This window comes from Arthrobacter sp. B0490, from assembly GCF_002929355.1.
Taxonomy (GTDB): domain Bacteria; phylum Actinomycetota; class Actinomycetes; order Actinomycetales; family Micrococcaceae; genus Arthrobacter_D.
In genome coordinates this window covers 525,579-546,059 of the sequence record NZ_PJIR01000003.1, presented here as the reverse complement: position 1 = coordinate 546,059, position 20,481 = coordinate 525,579, and the positions used below count along the sequence as shown (strand labels likewise).

Genomic DNA, 20,481 nt, shown 5'->3' with positions numbered 1-20,481 from the left:
TGTTCTCAGGGTCTCCGTCAGGCGCACATTTCCCTGCGACCTATATTCGCGACGCCCAACCGACATGACGCAACCCGCTGGGCGGAACTACCCCTGTACCACAATGGATACGATCAACGCAGGCCAAGACAACTGTTGGAGGTATACCACGCGTGACCCGACCAACCAATCACCTTGGGCAGTACATCTAGCCGAGAGGCTCGCGACTAACCTTGAAGTTGGAAATTATGCTCGTAACTTTGGTGCACGGCGTTAATCTCGGATTGTACTCGTACCAATGTCCCTCGTTCATCCCGAAAGGGCCTGTTTGGATCCCCCCTGAACGAGAGCCAGTTGAAGCTGGTGATGATGACGTAGTCATCGTCCTTTATCAGTACTTTGGCATGGGTATTGCCCAAACGAGCTATCCGAAGATTCGGATAGGATCGGGACAGCGGCGTCAGAAGTTTCAATGCTCGTTCATCCAGATCTTTGTTCTTTGCATCATCACCGATGCCGTAACCAATCAGAACCTGTACCCCAGCTTTGAGCCGTTCGGTCAAGTTGTGGATGAAGGTCGTATCGATGACTGCCGTCCGCAACCAGGGCGAAATGATCATTAGGCGGTACTTCGCGCTGGAGACCGCATCTTCGAGGAAAGTCGGATGTTCTTCGACCTCAAGTACCCGAACCTGCATCTGTTCCAGCGTCGATTGAGCGGTGTGCAACTTCTCGGTCAACCGATCAACGGCCGAGAAGGATTCATCATTCGAGATCTCTTCTTGATTACCGAAGGATGAGATTTGGGTCTGAAGATTCCGAGTGATTAGTCGAAGAGATCGAACGTCAGACTCTTCTGACATCCTGCCGAGGGTGGTGGGCGAGAAATGATCGCTTGGTTGGACGGGCGTGTCTGCGAGGACGTCGAGGATACCGAGTTTTCGCTGGCCCTCCGCCACCGCGAAGGCACGTTCATGATCTGGACTGCGTCGACCATCGATGGCGAACTGCACACTGATTTCCTGCAGGGCGTCCAATGATTGGAACACCAGCGCAATCGCTCTGACGAAAAATTTCGTGCGGCGACCAGTCACGCCCAGTACTGAGAGAATTTCAGGAGGTTCTTGTTGTATCAGCTGCTGAACGGCCCGCGAGATCATTTGGGTATCGGCCGGCCCAAGAGATGGCGGATCCGCGGGAAACGCCGGAATCTCAAGAATATCTTCCTTCTTCAGATCTTGAGGACGCCACCTTTCGGAAGGACTGACGGAGATGTAGTTGTGCGTGATTCCATCGAATGACAGCTCGATCGTTGCTTGCTTCGGCGTCACAAGCTCCAGGTCTTCTGCGGATCGTTTTCCCTGCTGCGTGAGCTGATAATCGACAGAACCATCAGGATTAAGGCGAGGAGCCAGATCCCCGGAGCGGACGAGGTCGGCCATGATCGGTACGATAACTGCTTCGTCCAAGCCGAGGAAAGAAATAATATCCTGGGCATTACTCAAACCGACTGCTACTGTCCGAAGAACGAACTCAGTAATGACCGGAATGTTTTTCCTTTCTTGAACACGACAGGTTATTGGTACTTCCCAGCACGGTATTGCGACCTCCCGGTACGTGAGGAGTCGTTCCCCTGGCCGACTGCCCAGACGTGACACAATCTGTTCTGGAGTCATCAGTCCTCGTCCGCCATCTCAATTTTGCAATCGACCGTATTGATCCGGACGTGATTGAGTACCACTTGAAGTGCGCTCCTGCCCTCTGGAAGCTCATCGATGAATGAGGTATCACCGACGACGATCAGACCGTCTCGTGCTCTGGAGAGAGCGACGTTGATCCGGTTGTTATTCCCTATGAAACCTGTATCAAAATTGTCATTCGATCGAGTCACACTGAAAATTGCCACATCTGATTCTTGTCCCTGGTAGGCATCGACGTTGGCAATTCTCAGATCGAGGTTGTGTCGGGAGAGTTCTCCTGTCGCCAGTGCTTCCTCCAAGTCTCGACGTTGAGCTTCATAACCTGTCAGAACGGCGACAGAGAGCCTCATATCGACTTGCTGGGCGGTCCACTGCAGACGATCAACCAGTTTCACGATGGAGCGAACCTCCCCTCTGTTCCGGAAGCTGTGTCCTTCCTTCACATCTCGCCGATCAGTTCTGGCACCGGTATCGAACCACAGGACCGGTGCGCCGAAAGCTAGTTCGACTGCCTTATTGCCTTCACGGGAGGCGCTGGTGAGTCCGCCGTTATAAAAACACTTGCTGATCAACGTCCCGATAGCCGGATGCATGCGATGTTGATGAGTAAGCGAAATGATAGCGGACCCAGGCAGTTGGTCGACGAGCTTGTCGAACATGGTTTCGGAGGCTGTGCCCTTCTCCAGTTCAAATTTCTGTAGGAGTGCGGGGCTGTCGAGTACGTGCTCAACAAACGGTGGTAATTGATTCTGGTCACCGACGAGTATCCAGCGCTTGCTGCTCACAAGCGGAACCAGAGTCTCACTGGCGGTTGCCTTCGACGCCTCATCCACGATGCAGAGGTCAAAGGTCACGTGTTCAGCACCCCGTATCGAACCCAAACCGACGCAGGTGGCCCCGACGATGTCGGCGCTTGCGAGCAACGCTGCTTGAAACTCTCGACCTGAGCCGAACCGCTCGTTCCACTCCTCGGCGAGTTCCCTCAGTGCAACCAACTGAGGATGGGCGGCGGGACTCACAGCCGCTGCCGCCTCCAAAAGCGATTTAGGAGTGGATTCCACAGGCAGGTCGAGAGTACGTGCAAGCTTTTGCTGCCATTGTGCTTGCTGATCCGTCAGGGACGAGATCTCATTCCTCCACTGAGCCAGTGATGACTCTAAGGTCGCCAAAGCCTCTGTCAGTGCTGCGCTCGATTCAAGACCTGCAGCGGCCTCGACGCCGGCAGAAACGAACCTCTGGACAGCCTCGTCGATCTCAGTGGAGCTGGAGTTGTTTCGTAGCGCCTCGACCGCTTGAGCACCCTCGATGAGCTTAGCGGCATGTTTGTTTCTTTCTTCGATCTCAGTCTGGAGTTTACGCCGTCGCGCTTGGTGGAGCGACGATTTGGACCGTAGTGCGGAAATCCGCTCAAGTTTCGAGGAGAGTTCATTCACCAAGGCTGGGATGTTATCGGCTTCTAGGTTGATTCCCAGAGCTCGGGCGTACTGCTTGATGAACCCGGTTCCCGAGACCTTAACCTGGTCACGCCAGTATTCAGTCGCTGCCTCCATGCTGAAAGCTTGGCTTTCTGCCGTGAGTTGGTCAGCACGACCAATACGCAGGAGATTTGCGGAGGGCAACGTGTTTTTTATCCTCGCCAATGCGTTATCCAGTGCAATATGCGTTTGGGAAGCAATCAATATGCGGGCATCTGGATTGCCAGCGAGTGTTTGTGCTACAAGCTCGGCGATAAAAGTAGTCTTACCGGTTCCGGGAGGACCTTGGACTACCAAGAAGTCGCGGGCTCCCAGCGCTCTCCGAATGGCTTCCTTCTTGGTTTCGTCGAGATTATCGTTGATGAACCGATCGACGACAACAAGTTGCGGTGGCGCAGCTCGACTGGGGTCCAGCAGCAGTTCTTTCAAATCGGTTCGTGCGGTCTTGCTCGCTGTTAATCGGTCGAAAGCATACTGTTCTCGTCTTATCTTAGATTTGCTTGCTTCGGTGTCGAGTTCCAAGGTCCCTGAGGTGGGCAAGTCACCCGACTTTCCCTTCGTGAGGTACAGAACCAGTTCTGACTTTCCGATTGCTTCAATGTCCCCGAAGACGACAGACCGCCTACCACTTCTCACGAGCCTGCTCTCTCCGATTTGCGAGTCCGTGATCTGACTATCGAGAGCAAAGGTAATCCGATTTCCGCTTGCACTAAAGGACGTATAACGCAACGATGCCGCGCGATTGTCCTCAACATCGAACTTGGCCCTGAGTAGTTGCCGCCAGTTCAAAAATTCAGTGGTCGTCGTCATGTCCGATTCGGAGAGCGCCAGATCTGCCTCCTGGATCTCTTCGAGCAATGCGTCGAGGTTGTAAGCCGCGCGGCTGGAATCGCTCGGCGAGGTGTAGCGAAAAGCTACTGTCGGCCTGTACCAGTCAGTGCGCGCAGTCTCCGTTTGTTGCGGGTTTGGTCGTATGACTCGTTGGATTCGTAGGAATCCGATCTTGAAGGAGTGCGGCTGGAGTCTCATCTGCACTGTAGGGCAAGCGAGGCGGAGATCGGGTTGTTGGCTCTCGGTTCCTCGTGTGAACGACAGCCCTAACATTTCGTTGAGTTCGGCTTTCAGGTAGTCGAGACCAGTGCCGGGTCGAAGTCCGAAGAGCTGTTCAGTGGCTTTGCCAACGGATTCGGGTATGTCGATGTGTATGTCTCGCAGTTTTTGGCGGCCGCGTTCTCGACTGTTCTGAGTTTCGTTTAGTTCGGCGAGAAGGACTGCAGCGCTCTCGGGGCGTTCCTTTGGGTCCTCTGCGATGCAACGCGCTATGATGGACGCGATATCCCGTGGAAAATCAGATTGCCGTAACATCTCATTGACCTCCTCATTGGAGGACGGCGTTTTCCCGTTCATCGCGATTACGCAGAGCACTCCGAATGAGTAGATGTCGTACGCCGGTAGCGGGGTTGGGGTTCCAAGCTCGGGCGGTGCATACGGCCGTGTGCCAAGAGCGGCCATTGTAAGGCCGAGAGTGACCGATTCCGTTAATCGCGTAGTGCCGAAGTCAGATATCTTGTACGTGCCTATTTCATCGAGCAGAATATTCTCTAGTTTCAAGTCCCGATGCACGTAGCCGGCCTCATGCAGCACGCTCAGCCCGGTCAGGATTCCCTTCGCTATTGGCCACAGATCGTCCCATCCTTCGATGAAAGTCTGCTCTAGGTGTTGCCGCAAGTCTTTCTGAAGCCATTCGAATACCAAGAACGGACGAGATTCTTTGGTCTTGCCCCAATCAATAAGGCGGACTAAGTTGGGGTGCTTACCAAGAGCTTGATATGCCTCCAGCTCATTGGTCCATGATCTTGTGAGTACTCGCTCGTCTTGAATGTGCGGCGGTCGGAACAGCTTGACTGCAACGTTGCAGTTTCCTCGTTCCAGATCAACGCCGCAAAAGAGTACGCTGTGCCCTCCACTGGCGAGAGGTTGAGGCTGTAGTACGAAGCGATCTTCGATAATCTGCGGCACGTACGAGATTGTAGCAGTCTGATTTGCTCATCATCCGGGAAACCACATCACGAGTATCTTGTCGTTCTGGTCAAAGCTGCCTTCATAGTTCCATTTTTGTTCAGGTTCTTTGCTGTCGAGGGTGTAGTAGCGGGAGTACCGTCTCGCAGTATTCGGTGCGTACTAGCCGGCCACCGTGGATCTTGATGGTGCTGGACAGTGCGCGGCGGTAGGACGCTGGTCCTGATCACGGAGGAGGATGTACAGCTGTTGGACTGTTCGGACTGAAGCGTCGGGACCCTTGATGCGGTGACCGCCCGCGGATAGCGGGACGCCGGCGACACCATGTTACGAAGATGAAAGCACGGGCTACTCGAGCATCCGGTTATGGCCAGTCGCCCGTGATGCCCTGGTTCTGTTCCTCGGGTTTACGTCTGCAACCATGACACTGAACGAGCATCCTCGAGAAGATGGGGTTGTTTGGCCTGGTGTACGTGTTGGAGGTATTGAGGCCGGTCTGATCGACGCGGTCCTGCAGGCTTCTTGGGACGCCCGGCGTGGAGGCTATTACCGGATAGTTGCAGCAGTCAGCCGGGCCGTGACTCGCAAGGTCAGCCGCACGAGGCACGCGAAATCGTGGTCGCGGTGGCAGCGGCGCTCAATGAGAGCCCAAAGCACCTTGATCACGCCCTCTGGGCTTAGGGGCGGTCGCGGGTAGTAGAAGTGGAACCAATGGACCTTCGAGCGGGAGGTGGGCCGCTATCCTGGAACTCCGAGCGCAGCGTCGCGCCCGGTTGCAGAAGACAGGTGCCGTCCATGCAGCAGCTTCCCACGCCCAGCATCACGCAGAACCAAAGCAGCCACACCCCGCCGTCGCAGCTCGACCGCATCACCGAACTGGCTGGCGATCTCGCCGGCCAGTTCGAACTGGTCCCGCTGCTCGAACGTGTCCTCGGGCATGCTGCTGCCCTCCTCGAATGTGAGAGTGGCTCCATCTCGATCGTCCACGAAGCCGAGGGCTACTACTGCAAGGAAGTAGATCAGGGCGTCGGCTGCCGCGAGGGCCAGACCTTCCCCCTGACCGAAGGCCTCACCGGGCAGATCGTGAAAACCCGTGGCACCGTGATCCTCGACCGCTACGCGTCCGTGCCGATGGGCCACATCGACCCGAACGACCCACGGTGGGGGAGTGCCGTCATCGGCGTGCCCATCACATGGGCCGGCACCATCATCGGCACGTTCGCCATCTTCAGTGACGGTCCCGGCCGGGTCTTCAGCCCGGCCGACGCGTCCCTCGTGGAACTCTTCGCCAACCATGCCGCCATCGCGATCATGAACTCCCGGCTCCACCAGGCTGCCGCCGCGAAGGAACGCGAGGCCGCCGTCGCCGGTGAACGCGAACGCGCGGTGCAGGAGGTCCACGAGACCATCGGCCGGTCTCTCGGCTCGCTCCTGCTCCACCTCGACCGCGCGGACAAGGCGACGCCGGGCGGATTTCCGTCCATCCCGCACATCGACGCCGCCCGCGTGCTCGCCCACGAGGCACTCTTCGAGACGCGCCGCACCGTGCTGGGTTTCGGTCCCTCCAGCCTGGCCGGGCGCACGCTCGAGGAAGCGGTCCGTCAGGAAGTCGACCGGATCAACGCGAGCTACCCGATCGACGTGACGTTCCTCGTCACCGGCGAGCCCCACGACCTGGCGCCGGCGGTGGCTCACCAGCTCTTCATGATCATCCAGGAAGCGATCGCAAACGTCGTGGTGCACGCAGGCGCGAGGACGTGCCGGGTGGGCATCTTCTACGACACCACCGGCATCACGGCCGTCATCGAGGACAACGGCCGCGGGTTCGAGGACCAGGAGACGACGAGCCTGAAGGGGAGCCGGCTCGGGCTGCACGGCATGGCCGCCCGCGCCCACTTCCTGCGCGGCGAGCTCCACGTGGACTCGACGCCGGGCTGGGGCACGAGCGTCCGCGCCGAGGTGCCCTACTCCTCGAACGGTGACGCATCCCGGGAACGATGGAAGGTTCTCGTCGCCTGCGCGCAGCCCCTGCTGCGGGCCGGCCTGGTCCGGCTCCTCGAGACGTCCGAGCCGTCGGTGCAGGTGCTGGGTGAGGTGGGGACGCTCGAGGACCTCACGGAATCGGTGTCCCTCCTGCAGCCGGACATGCTCGTCCTCGACGAACACCTGCTCGCACAGTACGCCCAAGCCCGGGCGCAAGAAAGTGACACCGTGGAGCGGCCGGTGGTCGCCGTCGTCGACCGCCCCACCGACGAGCAGCTGGCGGCAGCGGCGTCGTCGGGCGTACGGGGGTTCCTCTCCCTCTCCTCCGCACCCGCGGAGGTGGCGCGCGTCGTCGTCGCCGCCGCCCGCGGCGACGCCCTGCTGGACGGGGCGATGTTCACTCGACTCACGGAGACCCGCGCGACGGACGCCGGCGAGGTGATCCAGCTGACCGCCCGCGAACTCGAGGTCCGGGACCTCCTGGCCGAAGGCCTGGCAGACAAGCAGATCGCCACGCGGCTCGTCATCTCGGTCAAGACCGTCGAGAAGCACGTGAGCGCGATGCTCCGGAAGACCGGGACCCGCAACCGCACCATGCTGGTCGGCCTGCAGCGCCAAAGTCAGGCGATCGCGAACTCCAGGTAGGCAGCAGCACCGCGAGCACGCCTGCCAGGTGTGCGGCTCAGAGGATAGTTACGAAGACCCAGCGGCGGTGGCGTCGAGGATGAACCGGGCTGTCTCCTGCGGCTGGTCCCAGTGCGGGAAGTGCCCGCAGTCCTCGAAGACGTGCAGGGTGGCGTCCGGATAGAGGGACATGGCGACGGCGGCCTCGCTGAGCGGGGTGACCCTGTCCGCCCGGCCCCAGCCGAACGCCAGCGTGCCCTTGATCGTCCCCTGCGGCGCGCCTGCCTGGCGCGGTCCGTGCGCGAGCGACTTCCGCGCTTCGTCAAGACTGGGCGAGGTGGCGAATCCGCGGAGCTCAGTGAGGACGAGGTCCGGGTCGAGCTTCCAGGGGGCCGCGGAGAACTGGGCGAGCAACGCCGTCCGGCCCGCAGCCTGCTGGACGAGTGACGGCAGGACGGACTGGAGGCGCCGTACCAGCGCGATGGACGCGGTGATGCTGCCGTTGAAGATGCGCGCCTGGGTGTCGCTCCAGAATCCTCCGGGATCGAGGGCGACGACGTGGCCGACGTGACCCCGCCGCGCGAGCTCGACCACGATGCGTGCACCCATCGAGCTTCCGACGAGATCTGCATCGCGCAGGTTCTCCTCCTCGAGGAACTGCGCGACGGCGCCCGTGAGGGTCGCGATGGTCACCTCGCCTGCGAGCGGCTCGCTGCTGCCGAACCCGGGGAGGTCGATGGCGATGACCTCGCGCTGTTCCTGCAGCAGGGGGAAAATGGGGTCCCAGGTGCGGATGCTGGAGCCGAGCCCATGCACGAGCACGAGTGGCTTTCCGGCGCCGGTTCGTTCGGTGTTCAACATGTGGGGGCCTTTCGTAGCCGGCGCGAGAGCCCAGTCTATGCGGGCATAGAGCGCTGCAGCCGATCCCCGCGGTGGCGAGGGATTGGGAAGGAGACCGTCACCAGAATCAGGCGATCGCGAACTCCAGATGGGCGGTGGCGCCGGCCGAGACGACTTCCTGGTCCTGCTCGTTAGTGCCGGCGGAGACGCCGACGGCGCCGATGAAGCTGCCGTCGGCGTCTCCAGTGGGGTTTTCCCGTAGTGCAGGGGTGGGGAAACCCTCATTTCGAAGAGCGGGTTTCTCTTGTTGAGTGGAATCCGGAGCGTACCGGGCATTCGACGAGAATGGTGGATAAAGACTCATGGCGAAAATTGGCATTCTGACGAGCGGAGGCGATTGTCCGGGGCTCAACGCCGTCATTCGTTCCTGCGTTCTGCGTGGCATCCGTACGTACGGCGACGAGTTCGTCGGTTTCCGGGACGGTTGGCGTGGACTCGTGGACCGCGACACCCTCGAACTGGACTGGGTGAGTGTCCGAGGGATCGGGGGTTTAGGAGGAACGATTCTGGGGACATCGCGGACCAACCCGCTCGAAGGGGGCGGTGTCGAGCAGATTCAGAAGAATGTCGACGCCCTCGGTGTGGACGCCCTCATCGTCATCGGCGGAGAGGGGACATTGACCGCCGCCAAGATCCTGAGTGACGGCGGTGTCCCGATCATCGGTGTGCCGAAGACCGTGGACAACGATCTTTCGGCGACGGACTTCTCCTTCGGCTTTCACACTGCTGTCGAAATAGCTACCGAGGCGATCGACAGACTCAAGACCACGGGGCAATCACATCACCGCTGCATGATTGCCGAGGTGATGGGACGTCATGCCGGGTGGATCGCCCTCTACGCCGGGATGGCCACAAGCTCCCATGCAATCCTGATCCCGGAGCAGAAAGCCAGCCTCGACGAGATCTGCGCCTGGGTGGAAGGCCCATTCCGTCGGGGACGGACACCGCTCGTGGTCGTGGCGGAGGGATTCATCGCCGAGGGCATGTCCGAACCCCATTCGGACCGCGGGCTGGACGCCTTCGACCGTCCGCGGCTGGGCGGTATCGGCGAACGCCTCGCTCCCCTCATAGAAGAGCGCACGGGTATCGAGTCCCGTTCGACCACTCTGGGCCACATCCAGCGAGGAGGCGCCCCAAGTGCGTCGGACCGGGTCCTGGCTACCCGATTGGGCCTGGCCGCCGTGGACGCTGTCCATGACGAGGCCTGGGGTCAGATGGTCGCTACCCGCGCGGACAACATTGTCCGCGTCAGCCTGAACGATTCAGTGGGCAAGCTCAAAACGGTCCCGCAGTCACGCTACGACGAGGCCATCTACCTGTTCGGCTAGGGTCGGGCCGAGTCATTGAACGCGATGGGACCCCCGCAGGGCGGAGGTCCCATCGTATGGTTCACGGCTACGGTCCGGGGATGTCCAGCTCCGCGGGCGAATAGCAGCGCCGGGGCGTCGGGGTCAGGCGACCGCGAACTCCAGGTAGGCGGCGGCTCCGGCGGAGGCGACTTCCTGGTCCTGCTCGATCGTGCCGGTCGAGACGCCGATCGCGCCGATGATGCTGCCGTCACGCACCAGCGGAATGCCGCCGGGGAACACCACAAGGCGTCCGCCATGGGCATCGTTCAGTCCGTAGATAGGACCGTCCGGGCGGGTGACGCCCTGCAGGTCCCCGGTCTCACACTGGAAGGCGATGGCCGTGTAGGCCTTGTTGATCGAAATGGTGATGCTGCCGATGTTCGCGCCGTCCATACGCACGTGCGCCTTCAGGTTCCCGCCGGCGTCGACCACGGCGATGTCCATGGGCTGGCCGATCTCCGTGGCCTTCGCTGCCGCGGCGTCGATGACGATGCGGGCTTCTTCCGAGGTGATGGTCTCGAGTACTGATCCGGGTGTCATGGGTGTCCTTCGTCGTCGAAGTGGGTGGCCGGATTGCCGCGGCCCACTCAACCACCCGCGTCCGCTGCTGGCGAGGTAGTGATTACCCGGGGTGGTGATTCCCCCCAGGCCGAGGGGCGGGAGAACCCCCATATCCGGCGCGACGACGTCCGCCTAGCGTGAGAGGAAGCCTGACCAGGAGGAAAAATATCGTGGCTGTAGTACCACTGAAGGACATCGTCGACCCGGCATTCCAGGCACGCTACGGAGTGCCCGCCATCAACATCTTCAACGACCTGACCATGGAAGGCGTGCTCGCCGGCGCGGTGGAGGCCAACTCCCCGGTGATCCTGCAGACCTCGGTGAAGACCGTGCGCACCATCGGCACCCGCGTGCTCTTCGACATGTGGCAGTCCCTGACGCGCGGCATCGAGGTGCCCGTCACCCTGCACCTGGACCACTGCCCGGACCGCGAGGTCATCACGGACTGCCTGCGGGTCGGGTGGAATTCGGTTCTCTTCGACGCGTCCGAACTCCCCGTGGAGGAGAACCAGCGCCAGACCATCGAGGTCGTCGCCGAGGCCCGCCGCCACAACGCGCAGGTGGAGGGCGAGATCGAGGCGATCACCGGCGTCGAGGACGACCACGGGTCCGACGACGTGTCCCGCCAGCAGACCCTGGAGGTAGCGCTCGCCTTCATCGACGCAACCGGGATCGACGTCTTCGCGCCTTCCATCGGCAACGCCCACGGCAGCTACAAGGCTGCCCCGGTGCTCGACGCCGACCGCGTCACCCAGCTCGTCGAGGCCCGCAGCGTCCCCATCGCCCTGCACGGCGGCAGCGGCCTGAGCGCCGAGCAGTTCGCCGACCTTATCGCCCGCGGCTGTGCCAAGGTCAACATCTCCACGGCGCTGAAAGAGACGTACATGCAGTCCAGCCTGGCATTCCTCAAGCAGGCCGAACAGAACAACAAGTGGGATCCCCCGTCGCTGTTCAAGCACACCCGGGCCGACGTCGTCGCCCTGGTCACGGACCTCTGCACGCAATTCGGCAGCGCCGGCAAGGGCGGCCGCTGAGCATGCCCGCCCTCATCTTCGACTGCGATGGCGTGCTCGCCGACACCGAGCAGTATGGTCACCTGCCCGCCTTCAACCAGACCTTCGCCGCGTTCGGCGTACCCGTGCAGTGGAGCGTCGAGGAGTATGCCGAGCGGGTGAAGATCGGCGGCGGCAAGGAGCGGATGCGCAGCATCCTGACCCCCGCCCTGGTGGCCGAGCTCGGGTTGAACGACGATTCCTCCACCGACGCGGCGATCCTCGCCTGGCACAAGCGCAAGACCGAGATTTACAAGGGGCTCGTGGAGAGCGGCGTCATGCCGGCACGGCCAGGAATCGCCCGCATCGTGCGGGAAGCGCATGACGCCGGCTGGACGCTTGCCGTTGCCTCCACCTCCGCGGAACCCGCCGTCCGCGCCGTCCTCACGCACGCCGTCGGAGAGGACCTCGCGTCGCACTTCGCGGTGTTCGCCGGAGATGTGGTGCCCGCCAAGAAACCCGCCCCGGACATTTACCTGCTCGCGCTGAAGGAACTCGGCGTCTCGTCGCGCGAGGCGATCGTCGTCGAGGACAGCAGCAACGGGCTGCGCGCCGCCATCGGTGCACGCCTGGCCACCGTGGTGACGGTCAGCAGCTTCACCCGCGAGGAGGACTTCACGGGCGCCGCCCTCGTCGTCAGCTCACTCGGCGAACCGAACGGTGAGCAGGCCGAGGTGCTTGCGGACCCGTTCGGTGTCGAGGTCCGTGGCGCCGTAACGCTCACCACCTTGCAGTCGTTACTCGACGCCGACGCAGCGCCGTCGATCTCCCACGCATCGTCGACCGGAACGGAGACATCATGAGCACCACCAAGATCGATGACGTCGAGTACGTCGTCCACTCCCTGGCACAGACCGCCGTCGAGAAGGAGAAGGAATTCGGTGACCTCGACGCCGTGGTGGGCGACGGCGACCTCGGCTATTCCCTCGCCCGCGGCTTCGAGAAGGTGCTGGCGGACTGGGACTCGTTCAAGCGCGACGACGTGGCCACGTTCCTGCAGCAGATCGCGCTCGCCATCTCCAGCAGGATCGGGGGAACCTCGGGCCCGCTGTGGGGCACGGCGTTCCTGCGGGCATCCGCCGCCGCGAAGACCACCGAGACCATCGACGGGGCCGCCGTCGTCGCCATGCTCCGCGGAGCCACCGACGGCATCAAGAAGCGCGGCAACGCCGATCTCGGCGACAAGACCCTGCTCGACGCGCTCATCCCCGCCACCGACGAACTCGAACGCCAGCTCGCTGCGGGCGCCTCACCGGAGGACTGCCGGAAGGCATTTGCCGTGAAGGTGCGAGAGTGTGCGGATGCGACGTCGACCATGGAGGCCAGACGCGGCCGCGCCAGCTACAGCGGCACGCGCAGCATCGGCTCGCCCGACGCCGGCGCGGTGGCCGTGGCCGTCATCGTCGAACGCATTGTGGCCGACTGGCCCTGACTGTTCCCCCTCACCCGTCCAACCCTCACAACGATGTGGAGCCCCCATGAAGAAGTTCGTCAATGATCCGCAGCAGTTCGTCCCCGAGATGCTCGAGGGCCTGGCGCTCGCCAACCCGGACACCCTGAAGTACGTGCCCGAGTACAACCTGATCATGCGCGCCGACGGCCCCGACGAGAGCAAGGTGTCGATCGTGCAGGGCTCCGGCTCCGGGCACGAGCCCGCCCACGTGATGATCGTGGGCAAGGGCATGCTCGACGCCGCGTGCCCCGGCGACGTGTTCGCGGCCCCGCCGTTCGACTACGTGTACGAGACCACCAAGCTCATGGCGTCGCCCAAGGGCGTGCTGCTGCTGGTGAACAACTACACGGGCGACAAGATGGTCTTCGAGATGGCGCAGGAGATGTCCTCGGCGGACGGCATCGAGGTGAAGACACTGTTCATCAACGACGACGTCTCCGTGGAGGACTCCACTTACACGATCGGCCGCCGCGGGGTCGCGGGCAACTTCTTCGTCATCAAGGCCGTGGCCGCCGCGTCCGAGCGGGGTGCGGACCTCAACGAGGTCATCCGGATCGGCGAGAAGGTGAACTCGGTGACCCGCACCATGGGCGTCGCGCTCACCGCGTGTACGCCGCCGGCCAAGGGCAGCCCGCTGTTCGAGCTCGGCGCCGACGAGATCGAGATGGGCGTCGGCATCCACGGGGAGCCGGGCCGTCGTCGGGCGAAGATGATGCCGGCCAACGAGATCGTCGAGGAGCTGCTCGCGCCGATCGTGAAGGACCTGCCCTTCAAGGAGGGCGACCGCGTGGCGCTCATGGTCAACGGCCTCGGCGGTACCCCGATCAGCGAGCTGTACCTGCTGTACGGGCAGGCGCACAAGCGCCTCGCGGAGCAGGGCATCAGCGTGGGCCGCAGCTATGTGGGAGAGTACTGCACGTCCCTGGACATGGCCGGCGCGTCCATCACGCTGGTGCGGCTCGATGACGAGATCGAGGGGCTGCTCATGGACCCAGCGGAGATCCCCATTCGCACCTTCTAGATCTACGGCGTACGACGGCGGGCCGCTCACCTTTCGGTGACCGGCCCGCCGTTCTGTGGGGCATTAGGTGGCGCTGCCCGCTAGACCGAGGCCGAATACCCCGGGACCTGGTCATGACCGCGTATGCCGGCGATCGAGGAGAGGTTGATGGTCGGTCCGCCTCTGGACGGCGTTAGTGCCGCCGAACGCGTCGACGGCTGTCTGCCACTCCTATCGGTCACATCGAGGTGGGAGTACGCTCCGTCGGCAGCGTCTCGGGCCTGCGGAGCCTTGGGCCTGCTCCTGTCTTCAGGCCGGCTCAGATGTCGACCGGTTCGGCTTGCTACGGCCCTTGCCGCGAGCAGGGACAGCCATGCCTCCCGAACCCTGCAGTGAGCGGGAGGCGTCGAGCAGCTTCACCACTTCGTCGTCCTCGGTGGGTGAGAAGTCGCGGTAGTAGCAGCCCACCGCCTGGAACTTCCGCGGTGAAACCAGGCTCACGACCTTGTCCGCTTCTTCGAACGAGTCCATAGTCCGGGCCGGCGCGACAGGCACTGCCAGGACCACCCGTGCCGCACCGAGCTGCTTGGCCACCTGGCATGCCACCCGCGCAGTGGAGCCAGTGGCGACGCCGTCGTCCACGACGATGACCATGCGCCCGTGGACATCTGTCCGACTCCTTCCCTGCCGGTAGCGGGCACGGCGCCCCTCCAGTACTTGGCGTTCCTTCGTCTCGACCGTTCGCAGGTCCTCCTCCGTGACATGGGCCGACGTGAGAATATGCGCATCGAGGACGCGGGTGCCGTCCTCCCCGAGGGCGCCCATCGCTACTTCCGGCCGGTACGGAACTCCCAGCTTCCGCACCACGATCACGTCCAGCGGCGCATCAAGGGCTTTCGCCACCTCGAAGGCCACCGGAACGCCGCCCCGGGGCAACCCCAGCACCACCACGTCCTGACCCCGCAACCCGGCAAGCCTCTGCCCCAACTGCCGGCCGGCGTCGGTCCTGTCCAGAAAGGTTTTGGACTGGTTCCTCGGCACGCTCTTCTCCTCGGGATGCTTGGCGCTGCCGTACAACGCCCTGGATGGAGAGTGGTGACACCGTGGACCTGTCCTGTGTGGAAGCGGCACCACCACGCCAACGTATGGTTCGATCTTCACCCGGTCCAAGGCTGCTGTTCAGAGGCTTTCGTCCCCCGTGTGTTTTGCGGGCGGAGCGACGTGTACTGCCTCGCAACGATGTTTATATCGAGGTGCCAATGGTCGACGGATTCGGCGGCAACCCGACCAAAGAGTTGTACTGGCGGGCGCACAAGCGCCTCGCCGAGCGGGGCATCAGCGTGGGCCGCAGCTATGTGGGGGAGTACTGCACGTCCCTGGACCTGGCCGGCGCGTCCATCACGCTGGTGAAGCTCGACGACGAGATCGAGTCACTGCTCATGGGCCCGCCGTCGTCGATCAGGGTGCCGACGGCGCGTTCCCGGTCGACCGGACGCCAGGAGGAACTAGAGGGTGGCGGGAATGGGACGTCCCGGGAAGAGCGTGGCGTACTGCCTGCGATACAGCCGGCGCCCTACGAGACGGTAGGCGAGGCGGACCGGCGGTGGGATTTCCTTGAAGAACTCCTCCCGCTCGCCGGACGGATTCGTGGCCAGCACCATCCCGAGGTACCCGACCAGAAACTTCTTGTCGAACGTCTCCACGCCGTGCTTCCCGATCTCGTTCCCCTCCTTCTCGGTCATCACCCTGTCCACCGCGGGCATCACCTCGGTGACCTCACGGCGCAGATGCACCTGGAGGACGGTGGACAGCTCCTCGTACCGATCAGCGAGGTCCGCTCTCACGCTTGCATCGGCCGTCTCCATCCAGCCCAGGCGAACCGGCTCAATACTCTCGAGCCGTTGCGTGACCTGCCTGTGCTGCTCGAGCATCTGCTCTATATGCAGGGCGCACCCCGGTGCTCTCTCCGCCAGCCTTGGGTACATAAGGAGGTCCTCGCCTTCATGATGCACATGAAGCACCTTGTCGAAGTTTCCCAGTACCTCGCCTACGTAGGCGGCGCGGGCCGTGTCGCCAGGTTCGACGGATCTCACCAGGCCGGGCGCCTCGCCGTACGCCCACAGGAAGAAGCGGTGGATCCGCCGCATGCTCGCCGATCCGGTGCAGAGAACGGGCCCTGATGGCACTGGCGCTGCAGTCTCACCGGGCCTCATGGTGAAGAAGTCGGTCATGGGATTGCCCCTCACGAAGTTGGTCGAGACCAAGTCCTTCCCCGGCAGGATCATAGGCTTCGGCCCGACGCAACACAACGGCTCGTAGCGCTCGCTGCTCGTACTGGAAGCACAGTTCACGACGACGGGCCGGTTGCCTTCGGGTCGTCCGCTCGCTTGTGCTGCACGGGTCCGCGGACGAATCACCTCGATCCCCGATGACAGATGTCTGAGCGGGTGTCGAGCTCATCCACGCCATGACGAACCACTGGGCCACAGTGTCGCTGACCGGCCCGACCGAGGAGGACATATAGCCTTACGGCGGTGTGTCAAAGCTCGGGCGGCTGGCACGCATTCAAATCATCTCTATGGGGGTACTCCTTGGATCTACTGGGCAGCATGAGCCCCGACGCGCTTCGAGCCTTCCCATGGATTGCAGCCGCCGTCATTGCGTTGGTGTTCGGGTTGTGGCGTCCGCGCAGTCTTCACTGGATCGTGCTTGGCGCGGTTCTGCTCTTCGCCGCGTTCAACGCAGCGGCCGGGATCTACGTCCTGAGTAATTTCGGCGATTCGCGGTGGTCCCCGGATGGAGAGGCGCCGCTCAGCGCTCCGTCACTCTCCGAGACGCCCCTTGTGGGGGAGTTCCTGGAGCCACTCGACTCCGCTATGGAAGGAGTAGTGGGAGGGGTAAATGACTTCCGCTCATTCCAAGAGGCACTTCCCATCGCTCTGGACTTCCTTGCCACTTCTGGGTGGGCATTGTTGGTGTCATTCCCGCTGGTCATTCTTGCCGCTGGACTTAGCTTCCTTACCGCGCAGCGCCGGACGGCGGACTTCAGGAAATACCGCGCGACTGTCGATTCGCTCAAGGAGGAGTTGGAGCAAATCAAGCGGCAGATCTCATCGGGGAGTGGCGGCGCTACGGCGTTCCCAATAGGGGATGCCGGTACGGATGTGCGGTCCGGACGGATACGCCAGTGATGCGGTGAAAGGCCGGATGACGGCCGCGCCATGACCCCTTCTGCTTTTCAAGCACTCCGCACCTGCACGCTCATCTCAACCGGAACGTAGACGCCACGGTCGCCAATGGAAGCGAGCTGGTACCGCGACACCTCTCTAAGTGGTGGGCCGCATGACGATCAGCTCAGTTCTCGCTAGCATGCACATCGACGTGCACATGGTCGAGGTGGCGCAGAATCTCGTCGCTGGTGCGGGCGCGTCGTGAGGGTGCTACCCGCCCCTGGCCAGATGCGCGCTCCAGAACTGCTCGTCGAAAATGACGTACTGGATGTCGAGGTCTTCGGCGTGGGCAACCAGCCAGGGCGAGAGCATCCATCCCTGCCGCCGGTTCTCCTGAGTGACCGGGCGGAAAAACACGTCAATAGCGCGGCCGTAATAGTGGGGCGATGCCCGCCGTGCCCGGAACCGACACCGCAAGACGCACAAGAGTGCGCTGTAGGACCAGCATGTGTATCGTACGGGCGGTCAAGAGTGTTCCCCATGCAATCAGTCGAGGAAGTACGCCACAATCTTCTCCTCGGAGTCCAGGATTTCGTCTGCAGGGACGCCGAGTTGTCGTGCGAACTCGGCTGACCCAAGGAGCGCGATCTGCATGTCGGGTGAGAAGGCCCGTTCAAGCAGTCCGAGATAGTCGGACATGCTCTCATCCAACTTCTGTATGAGTTCCTGGTACTCGGCGGCGAGTTGTTCGTCAAGGACGCGTTGCTCGTCTAGGTAACGCTCGATCAGTTCGCTCTCTCGTTTGGAGAGGGATGATGCGACCGTCCTGTACATGATGGTGCCCACTGTGTTGCCGATGACGGCGCCGAGTACGGGAACAGGGACGAGCGCCTGACCGACAAAGGAGGACAGAGCGCTCACGGCAGCCTCTAACGACAGGAGCTCCGCGTTTTCGATGAACTCGACCTCATCGATTTCGCCACGGCGAAGCTTGTTCGCCTGCTCCGCGATGCCGAAGGACGCGGTGACGATTGAGCTGGCGACCGCGGCAGACGTGGCAGTGAAGTTCGTCAACGCATAGATGCTGGAGCCTCGGATCCCACCCTTGCCGAAGCTCAGGCCGGTTTCGCCTGCGATGTCGATCCAGTCCTGCTGACCGAACTCCCGAAGCTGCTTTCCTTCCCGCTTCTTGGCCGCCACGGCCAACACGAAGGCTGCTCCACCCTCGACCGCGGCGGCTGTAAGGGTCGCCGAAGCTCCTTCTCGCAGAGTCGGCAGGCTCTCCTGATATGCGTTGTCGCGCAGAGACTGATCGGTGGAACGGAGCGAGTCTTCCTCGGCCGCCATGGTGGACTCGTAGACGCCCCTTTGAACTTGACGGTACTCAAGCGTCGAGGGCTCGAGCGATTCAAGGTCGATCGACCCCTGCCGGAAGAACGCGTCGATCCGTCGCCAGTCCGTGAAGGACGGCCCGTCACCGCTGCGCGACAGCTTTCCGGCTTCCTCCGGCGACATGGAGCGCAGCTGTTCGATCACCTCGAAGTGATCACGAGGAATCTGGTACTTCCCGCCGTCCTTCACATAGTCGGGGTACTTCTCAAGGTGCTCGGCGATTGCTCCCAGTGAGAAGCGACCCCCCGATGCGACGAACTTCTGCTGGATGTCCACGCCGCTGCGGACGAGGTCCACGGGCCCGTTGTCGTTCACCCATTGGTAGACAGAATCCTGGCCGAAGATCTGCTTGCGGGCGTTGCCTATGCCCACCTCCGCAAGCTCCGCGATGAAGCCGTGCATGCCGTGCTGACCTCCGCGATTGGAGGTAACCACCTCGAGATTGATCCTCTTGATCGCTTCATCGACGCTGCTCAATGCGTTCAGAAGGTTCTCGTCCTGCTGTCTGAACGAGCTGAGCAGCTGGTCGATGCGTACCTGGTTGAGATAGTTCACCCAGGAGGCAACTGCCTGCTCCTGGTTGCTCTTGATGAACTTCGTGAAGTCATTCATCAACAACGACCCACTCGACACGCTTGGAGAGCAGGGCCGCGCACGACTTCGTGTTGTTCACCAGGACGGCCAGGCTGTCCTGCTGGGAAGTCGAGAGCGAACGGAAGTCAGCGCCAAAGCACGCCAACGCTCCGACATAAGAACTCATCAGCTCGACGCGAAGCGCCGTTGTTTTTTGAAGGAGATCCTCAATCTGAGCATCGCCGCCCTTGACCGACGCGATGTTTCGCTTCAGCGCAGCTAGCGCTTCCTGCTTTGCCTCCCGCGTCTCCAACTTTTTCTTCGAAAGCAGTGCGATGGACGCGAGAAGGGAAGCTCCTGCGACGGTCCATCCAACAGGGCCGGCCAGCGCCAGCAAAGCGCCACCTGCGGCAGTGCCTCCACCTCCGGCAGCCAGGGCGCCACCGCCCAGCCAAGCAAGAGCGGCGTTGCTCGCGGCGGCCCCGGAGAGAGTGGAAATCGCGGTGCCAGTGGACGCAGCCCCGAAAGTAGTGGCGACCCACATGGCAGCCGTCGGTGCAACGCTTACGACTGCAGCTCCCGTTGCAAAACCGGCTCCAGCGCCGGCAGCGGAACGCTTCGCAGCTTCGAGATCCTTACGTGCAAACTCCTCCGCATCCAGGAACTGGGCTCTTTGGGCGTCGATCTCACCCAGTGAGGCCTCGAATGACTTCGGCGTGTTCGCGATGCTGTTCACCAGCAATTCGACGAGTTCAATCAGGTCCGCCGACCGTTCGCGCTGACGCAGGAGGCTAGCTCCCTTGTCGCTCATCGCGGTGAAGGCGGCGTTGTACTCCGCTATGACCTCCTCGTAGGGGTCTGCTGCCTTCACGGCCAGTTTCTCGACTTTGTCTTTGGCGGCTTCTCTAGCGTCTTTGGCAGTCTGTTTGACGCTTCCAGCCTGCTCGACAATTTGCGTAGAAGCGCCACGCAGGGCTTTGCCGAGGTTATCCCTAGCGCGGCTCACGCGATGCCGTCCTTGATGTAGCTCACGTGACAGTGTTCAGCCATTCTTTTCCAACTCCATCTCCATTCAATCTTCAGAGAAGAGTATCGACTGAGGGTGACAAGGCTCATGTGCCAGCTCGCCGAGTCGCCGGAAGCTCACGCCCGCGATGTGTGCTGACTCTTCCTCGGCCGCCTTACACACGGGTTGGGGATTTTGCAATCAGGTTAGGGATCGCGGCAGTTGTTAGCGCGTTTCGCGACCGC

General features: G+C 62.2%; 17 protein-coding genes and 1 pseudogene. 8 read left to right on the top strand and 10 right to left on the bottom strand.

What is annotated here, in order from left to right:
* Positions 1–206: 206 nt before the first annotated feature.
* Complete coding sequence (locus tag CXQ97_RS19445) at positions 207–1,484, bottom strand: phospholipase D-like domain-containing protein (RefSeq protein WP_146069598.1); 1,278 nt, start codon at positions 1,482–1,484, stop codon at positions 207–209.
* Between the two features lie 170 nt (positions 1,485–1,654).
* Entirely contained in the window at positions 1,655–5,173 is a 3,519-nt protein-coding gene (locus CXQ97_RS07970) for a serine/threonine-protein kinase (RefSeq protein ID WP_104180284.1), read from the bottom strand.
* Between the two features lie 795 nt (positions 5,174–5,968).
* Here CXQ97_RS07970 and CXQ97_RS07965 point away from each other — a divergent pair.
* Positions 5,969–7,801, top strand: a complete 1,833-nt coding sequence (locus CXQ97_RS07965) for a GAF domain-containing protein (RefSeq protein ID WP_181035007.1) — start codon at positions 5,969–5,971, stop codon at positions 7,799–7,801.
* A gap of 48 nt (positions 7,802–7,849) precedes the next feature.
* Here the strand turns inward: CXQ97_RS07965 and CXQ97_RS07960 are convergent, their stop codons facing one another.
* Both CXQ97_RS07960 and CXQ97_RS19440 read right to left on the bottom strand, forming a co-directional pair.
* On the bottom strand, positions 7,850–8,641 hold the full coding sequence (locus tag CXQ97_RS07960; RefSeq protein ID WP_104180282.1) for an alpha/beta fold hydrolase: 792 nt from the start codon (positions 8,639–8,641) through the stop codon (positions 7,850–7,852).
* Positions 8,642–8,747: 106 nt separating this feature from the next.
* A complete protein-coding gene (locus tag CXQ97_RS19440; protein WP_146069597.1) occupies positions 8,748–8,984 on the bottom strand; it encodes a heme-binding protein in 237 nt (78 codons plus the stop codon).
* Here CXQ97_RS19440 and CXQ97_RS07955 point away from each other — a divergent pair.
* Positions 8,983–10,008 carry an ATP-dependent 6-phosphofructokinase gene (locus CXQ97_RS07955; RefSeq protein WP_104180281.1) on the top strand — a complete coding sequence of 342 codons (1,026 nt, stop codon included), beginning with the start codon at positions 8,983–8,985 and terminating at the stop codon, positions 10,006–10,008. The genes CXQ97_RS19440 and CXQ97_RS07955 overlap by 2 nt on opposite strands.
* Positions 10,009–10,131: 123 nt before the next feature.
* On the opposite strand, the gene CXQ97_RS07950 is transcribed toward CXQ97_RS07955, so the two are convergent.
* Positions 10,132–10,569: a heme-binding protein gene (locus CXQ97_RS07950; protein ID WP_104180280.1), complete on the bottom strand. Its 438-nt coding sequence runs from the start codon at positions 10,567–10,569 to the stop codon at positions 10,132–10,134.
* A 191-nt stretch (positions 10,570–10,760) separates the two neighbouring features.
* Here CXQ97_RS07950 and CXQ97_RS07945 point away from each other — a divergent pair, with 191 nt between their 5' ends.
* From CXQ97_RS07945 to dhaK, 4 genes are read left to right on the top strand one after another with little or no spacing between them, the layout of a single operon-like run.
* Positions 10,761–11,624 (top strand): class II fructose-bisphosphate aldolase, encoded by an 864-nt coding sequence (locus CXQ97_RS07945; protein WP_104180279.1) that lies wholly within the window; start codon positions 10,761–10,763, stop codon positions 11,622–11,624.
* 2 nt (positions 11,625–11,626) lie between these two features.
* Positions 11,627–12,445: an HAD-IA family hydrolase gene (locus CXQ97_RS07940; RefSeq protein WP_104180278.1), complete on the top strand. Its 819-nt coding sequence runs from the start codon at positions 11,627–11,629 to the stop codon at positions 12,443–12,445.
* On the top strand, positions 12,442–13,074 hold the full coding sequence (gene dhaL, locus CXQ97_RS07935) for a dihydroxyacetone kinase subunit DhaL (protein WP_104180277.1): 633 nt from the start codon (positions 12,442–12,444) through the stop codon (positions 13,072–13,074). Before CXQ97_RS07940 ends, dhaL begins: the two co-directional genes overlap by 4 nt.
* 46 nt (positions 13,075–13,120) lie before the next feature.
* Entirely contained in the window at positions 13,121–14,116 is a 996-nt protein-coding gene (gene dhaK, locus CXQ97_RS07930; RefSeq protein ID WP_104180276.1) for a dihydroxyacetone kinase subunit DhaK, read from the top strand.
* A gap of 288 nt (positions 14,117–14,404) precedes the next feature.
* Here dhaK and CXQ97_RS07925 read toward each other — a convergent pair whose 3' ends face one another.
* A complete protein-coding gene (locus CXQ97_RS07925) occupies positions 14,405–15,136 on the bottom strand; it encodes a phosphoribosyltransferase (protein WP_104180357.1) in 732 nt (243 codons plus the stop codon).
* Between the two features lie 44 nt (positions 15,137–15,180).
* Here CXQ97_RS07925 and CXQ97_RS20540 point away from each other — a divergent pair.
* Positions 15,181–15,480: pseudogene (locus CXQ97_RS20540) on the top strand (hypothetical protein); the annotation flags it as partial.
* A 120-nt stretch (positions 15,481–15,600) separates the two neighbouring features.
* Here CXQ97_RS20540 and CXQ97_RS07915 read toward each other — a convergent pair.
* Positions 15,601–16,326 (bottom strand): hemerythrin domain-containing protein, encoded by a 726-nt coding sequence (locus CXQ97_RS07915; protein WP_104180356.1) that lies wholly within the window; start codon positions 16,324–16,326, stop codon positions 15,601–15,603.
* 378 nt (positions 16,327–16,704) lie between these two features.
* Between CXQ97_RS07915 and CXQ97_RS07910 the strand changes: the two genes are divergently transcribed.
* Positions 16,705–17,286 (top strand): hypothetical protein, encoded by a 582-nt coding sequence (locus tag CXQ97_RS07910; RefSeq protein ID WP_104180275.1) that lies wholly within the window; start codon positions 16,705–16,707, stop codon positions 17,284–17,286.
* 249 nt (positions 17,287–17,535) lie between these two features.
* Here the strand turns inward: CXQ97_RS07910 and CXQ97_RS20275 are convergent, their stop codons facing one another.
* The 3 genes from CXQ97_RS20275 to CXQ97_RS07895 all read right to left on the bottom strand — a co-directional run bounded on the left by CXQ97_RS20275 (position 17,536) and on the right by CXQ97_RS07895 (position 20,236).
* Positions 17,536–17,682 (bottom strand): hypothetical protein, encoded by a 147-nt coding sequence (locus tag CXQ97_RS20275; protein WP_258062412.1) that lies wholly within the window; start codon positions 17,680–17,682, stop codon positions 17,536–17,538.
* 129 nt (positions 17,683–17,811) lie between these two features.
* Positions 17,812–19,275 carry a hypothetical protein gene (locus CXQ97_RS07900; RefSeq protein WP_219815386.1) on the bottom strand — a complete coding sequence of 488 codons (1,464 nt, stop codon included), beginning with the start codon at positions 19,273–19,275 and terminating at the stop codon, positions 17,812–17,814.
* A complete protein-coding gene (locus CXQ97_RS07895) occupies positions 19,262–20,236 on the bottom strand; it encodes a hypothetical protein (RefSeq protein WP_104180273.1) in 975 nt (324 codons plus the stop codon). Before CXQ97_RS07895 ends, CXQ97_RS07900 begins: the two co-directional genes overlap by 14 nt.
* Between the last annotated feature and the right edge of the window lie 245 nt (positions 20,237–20,481).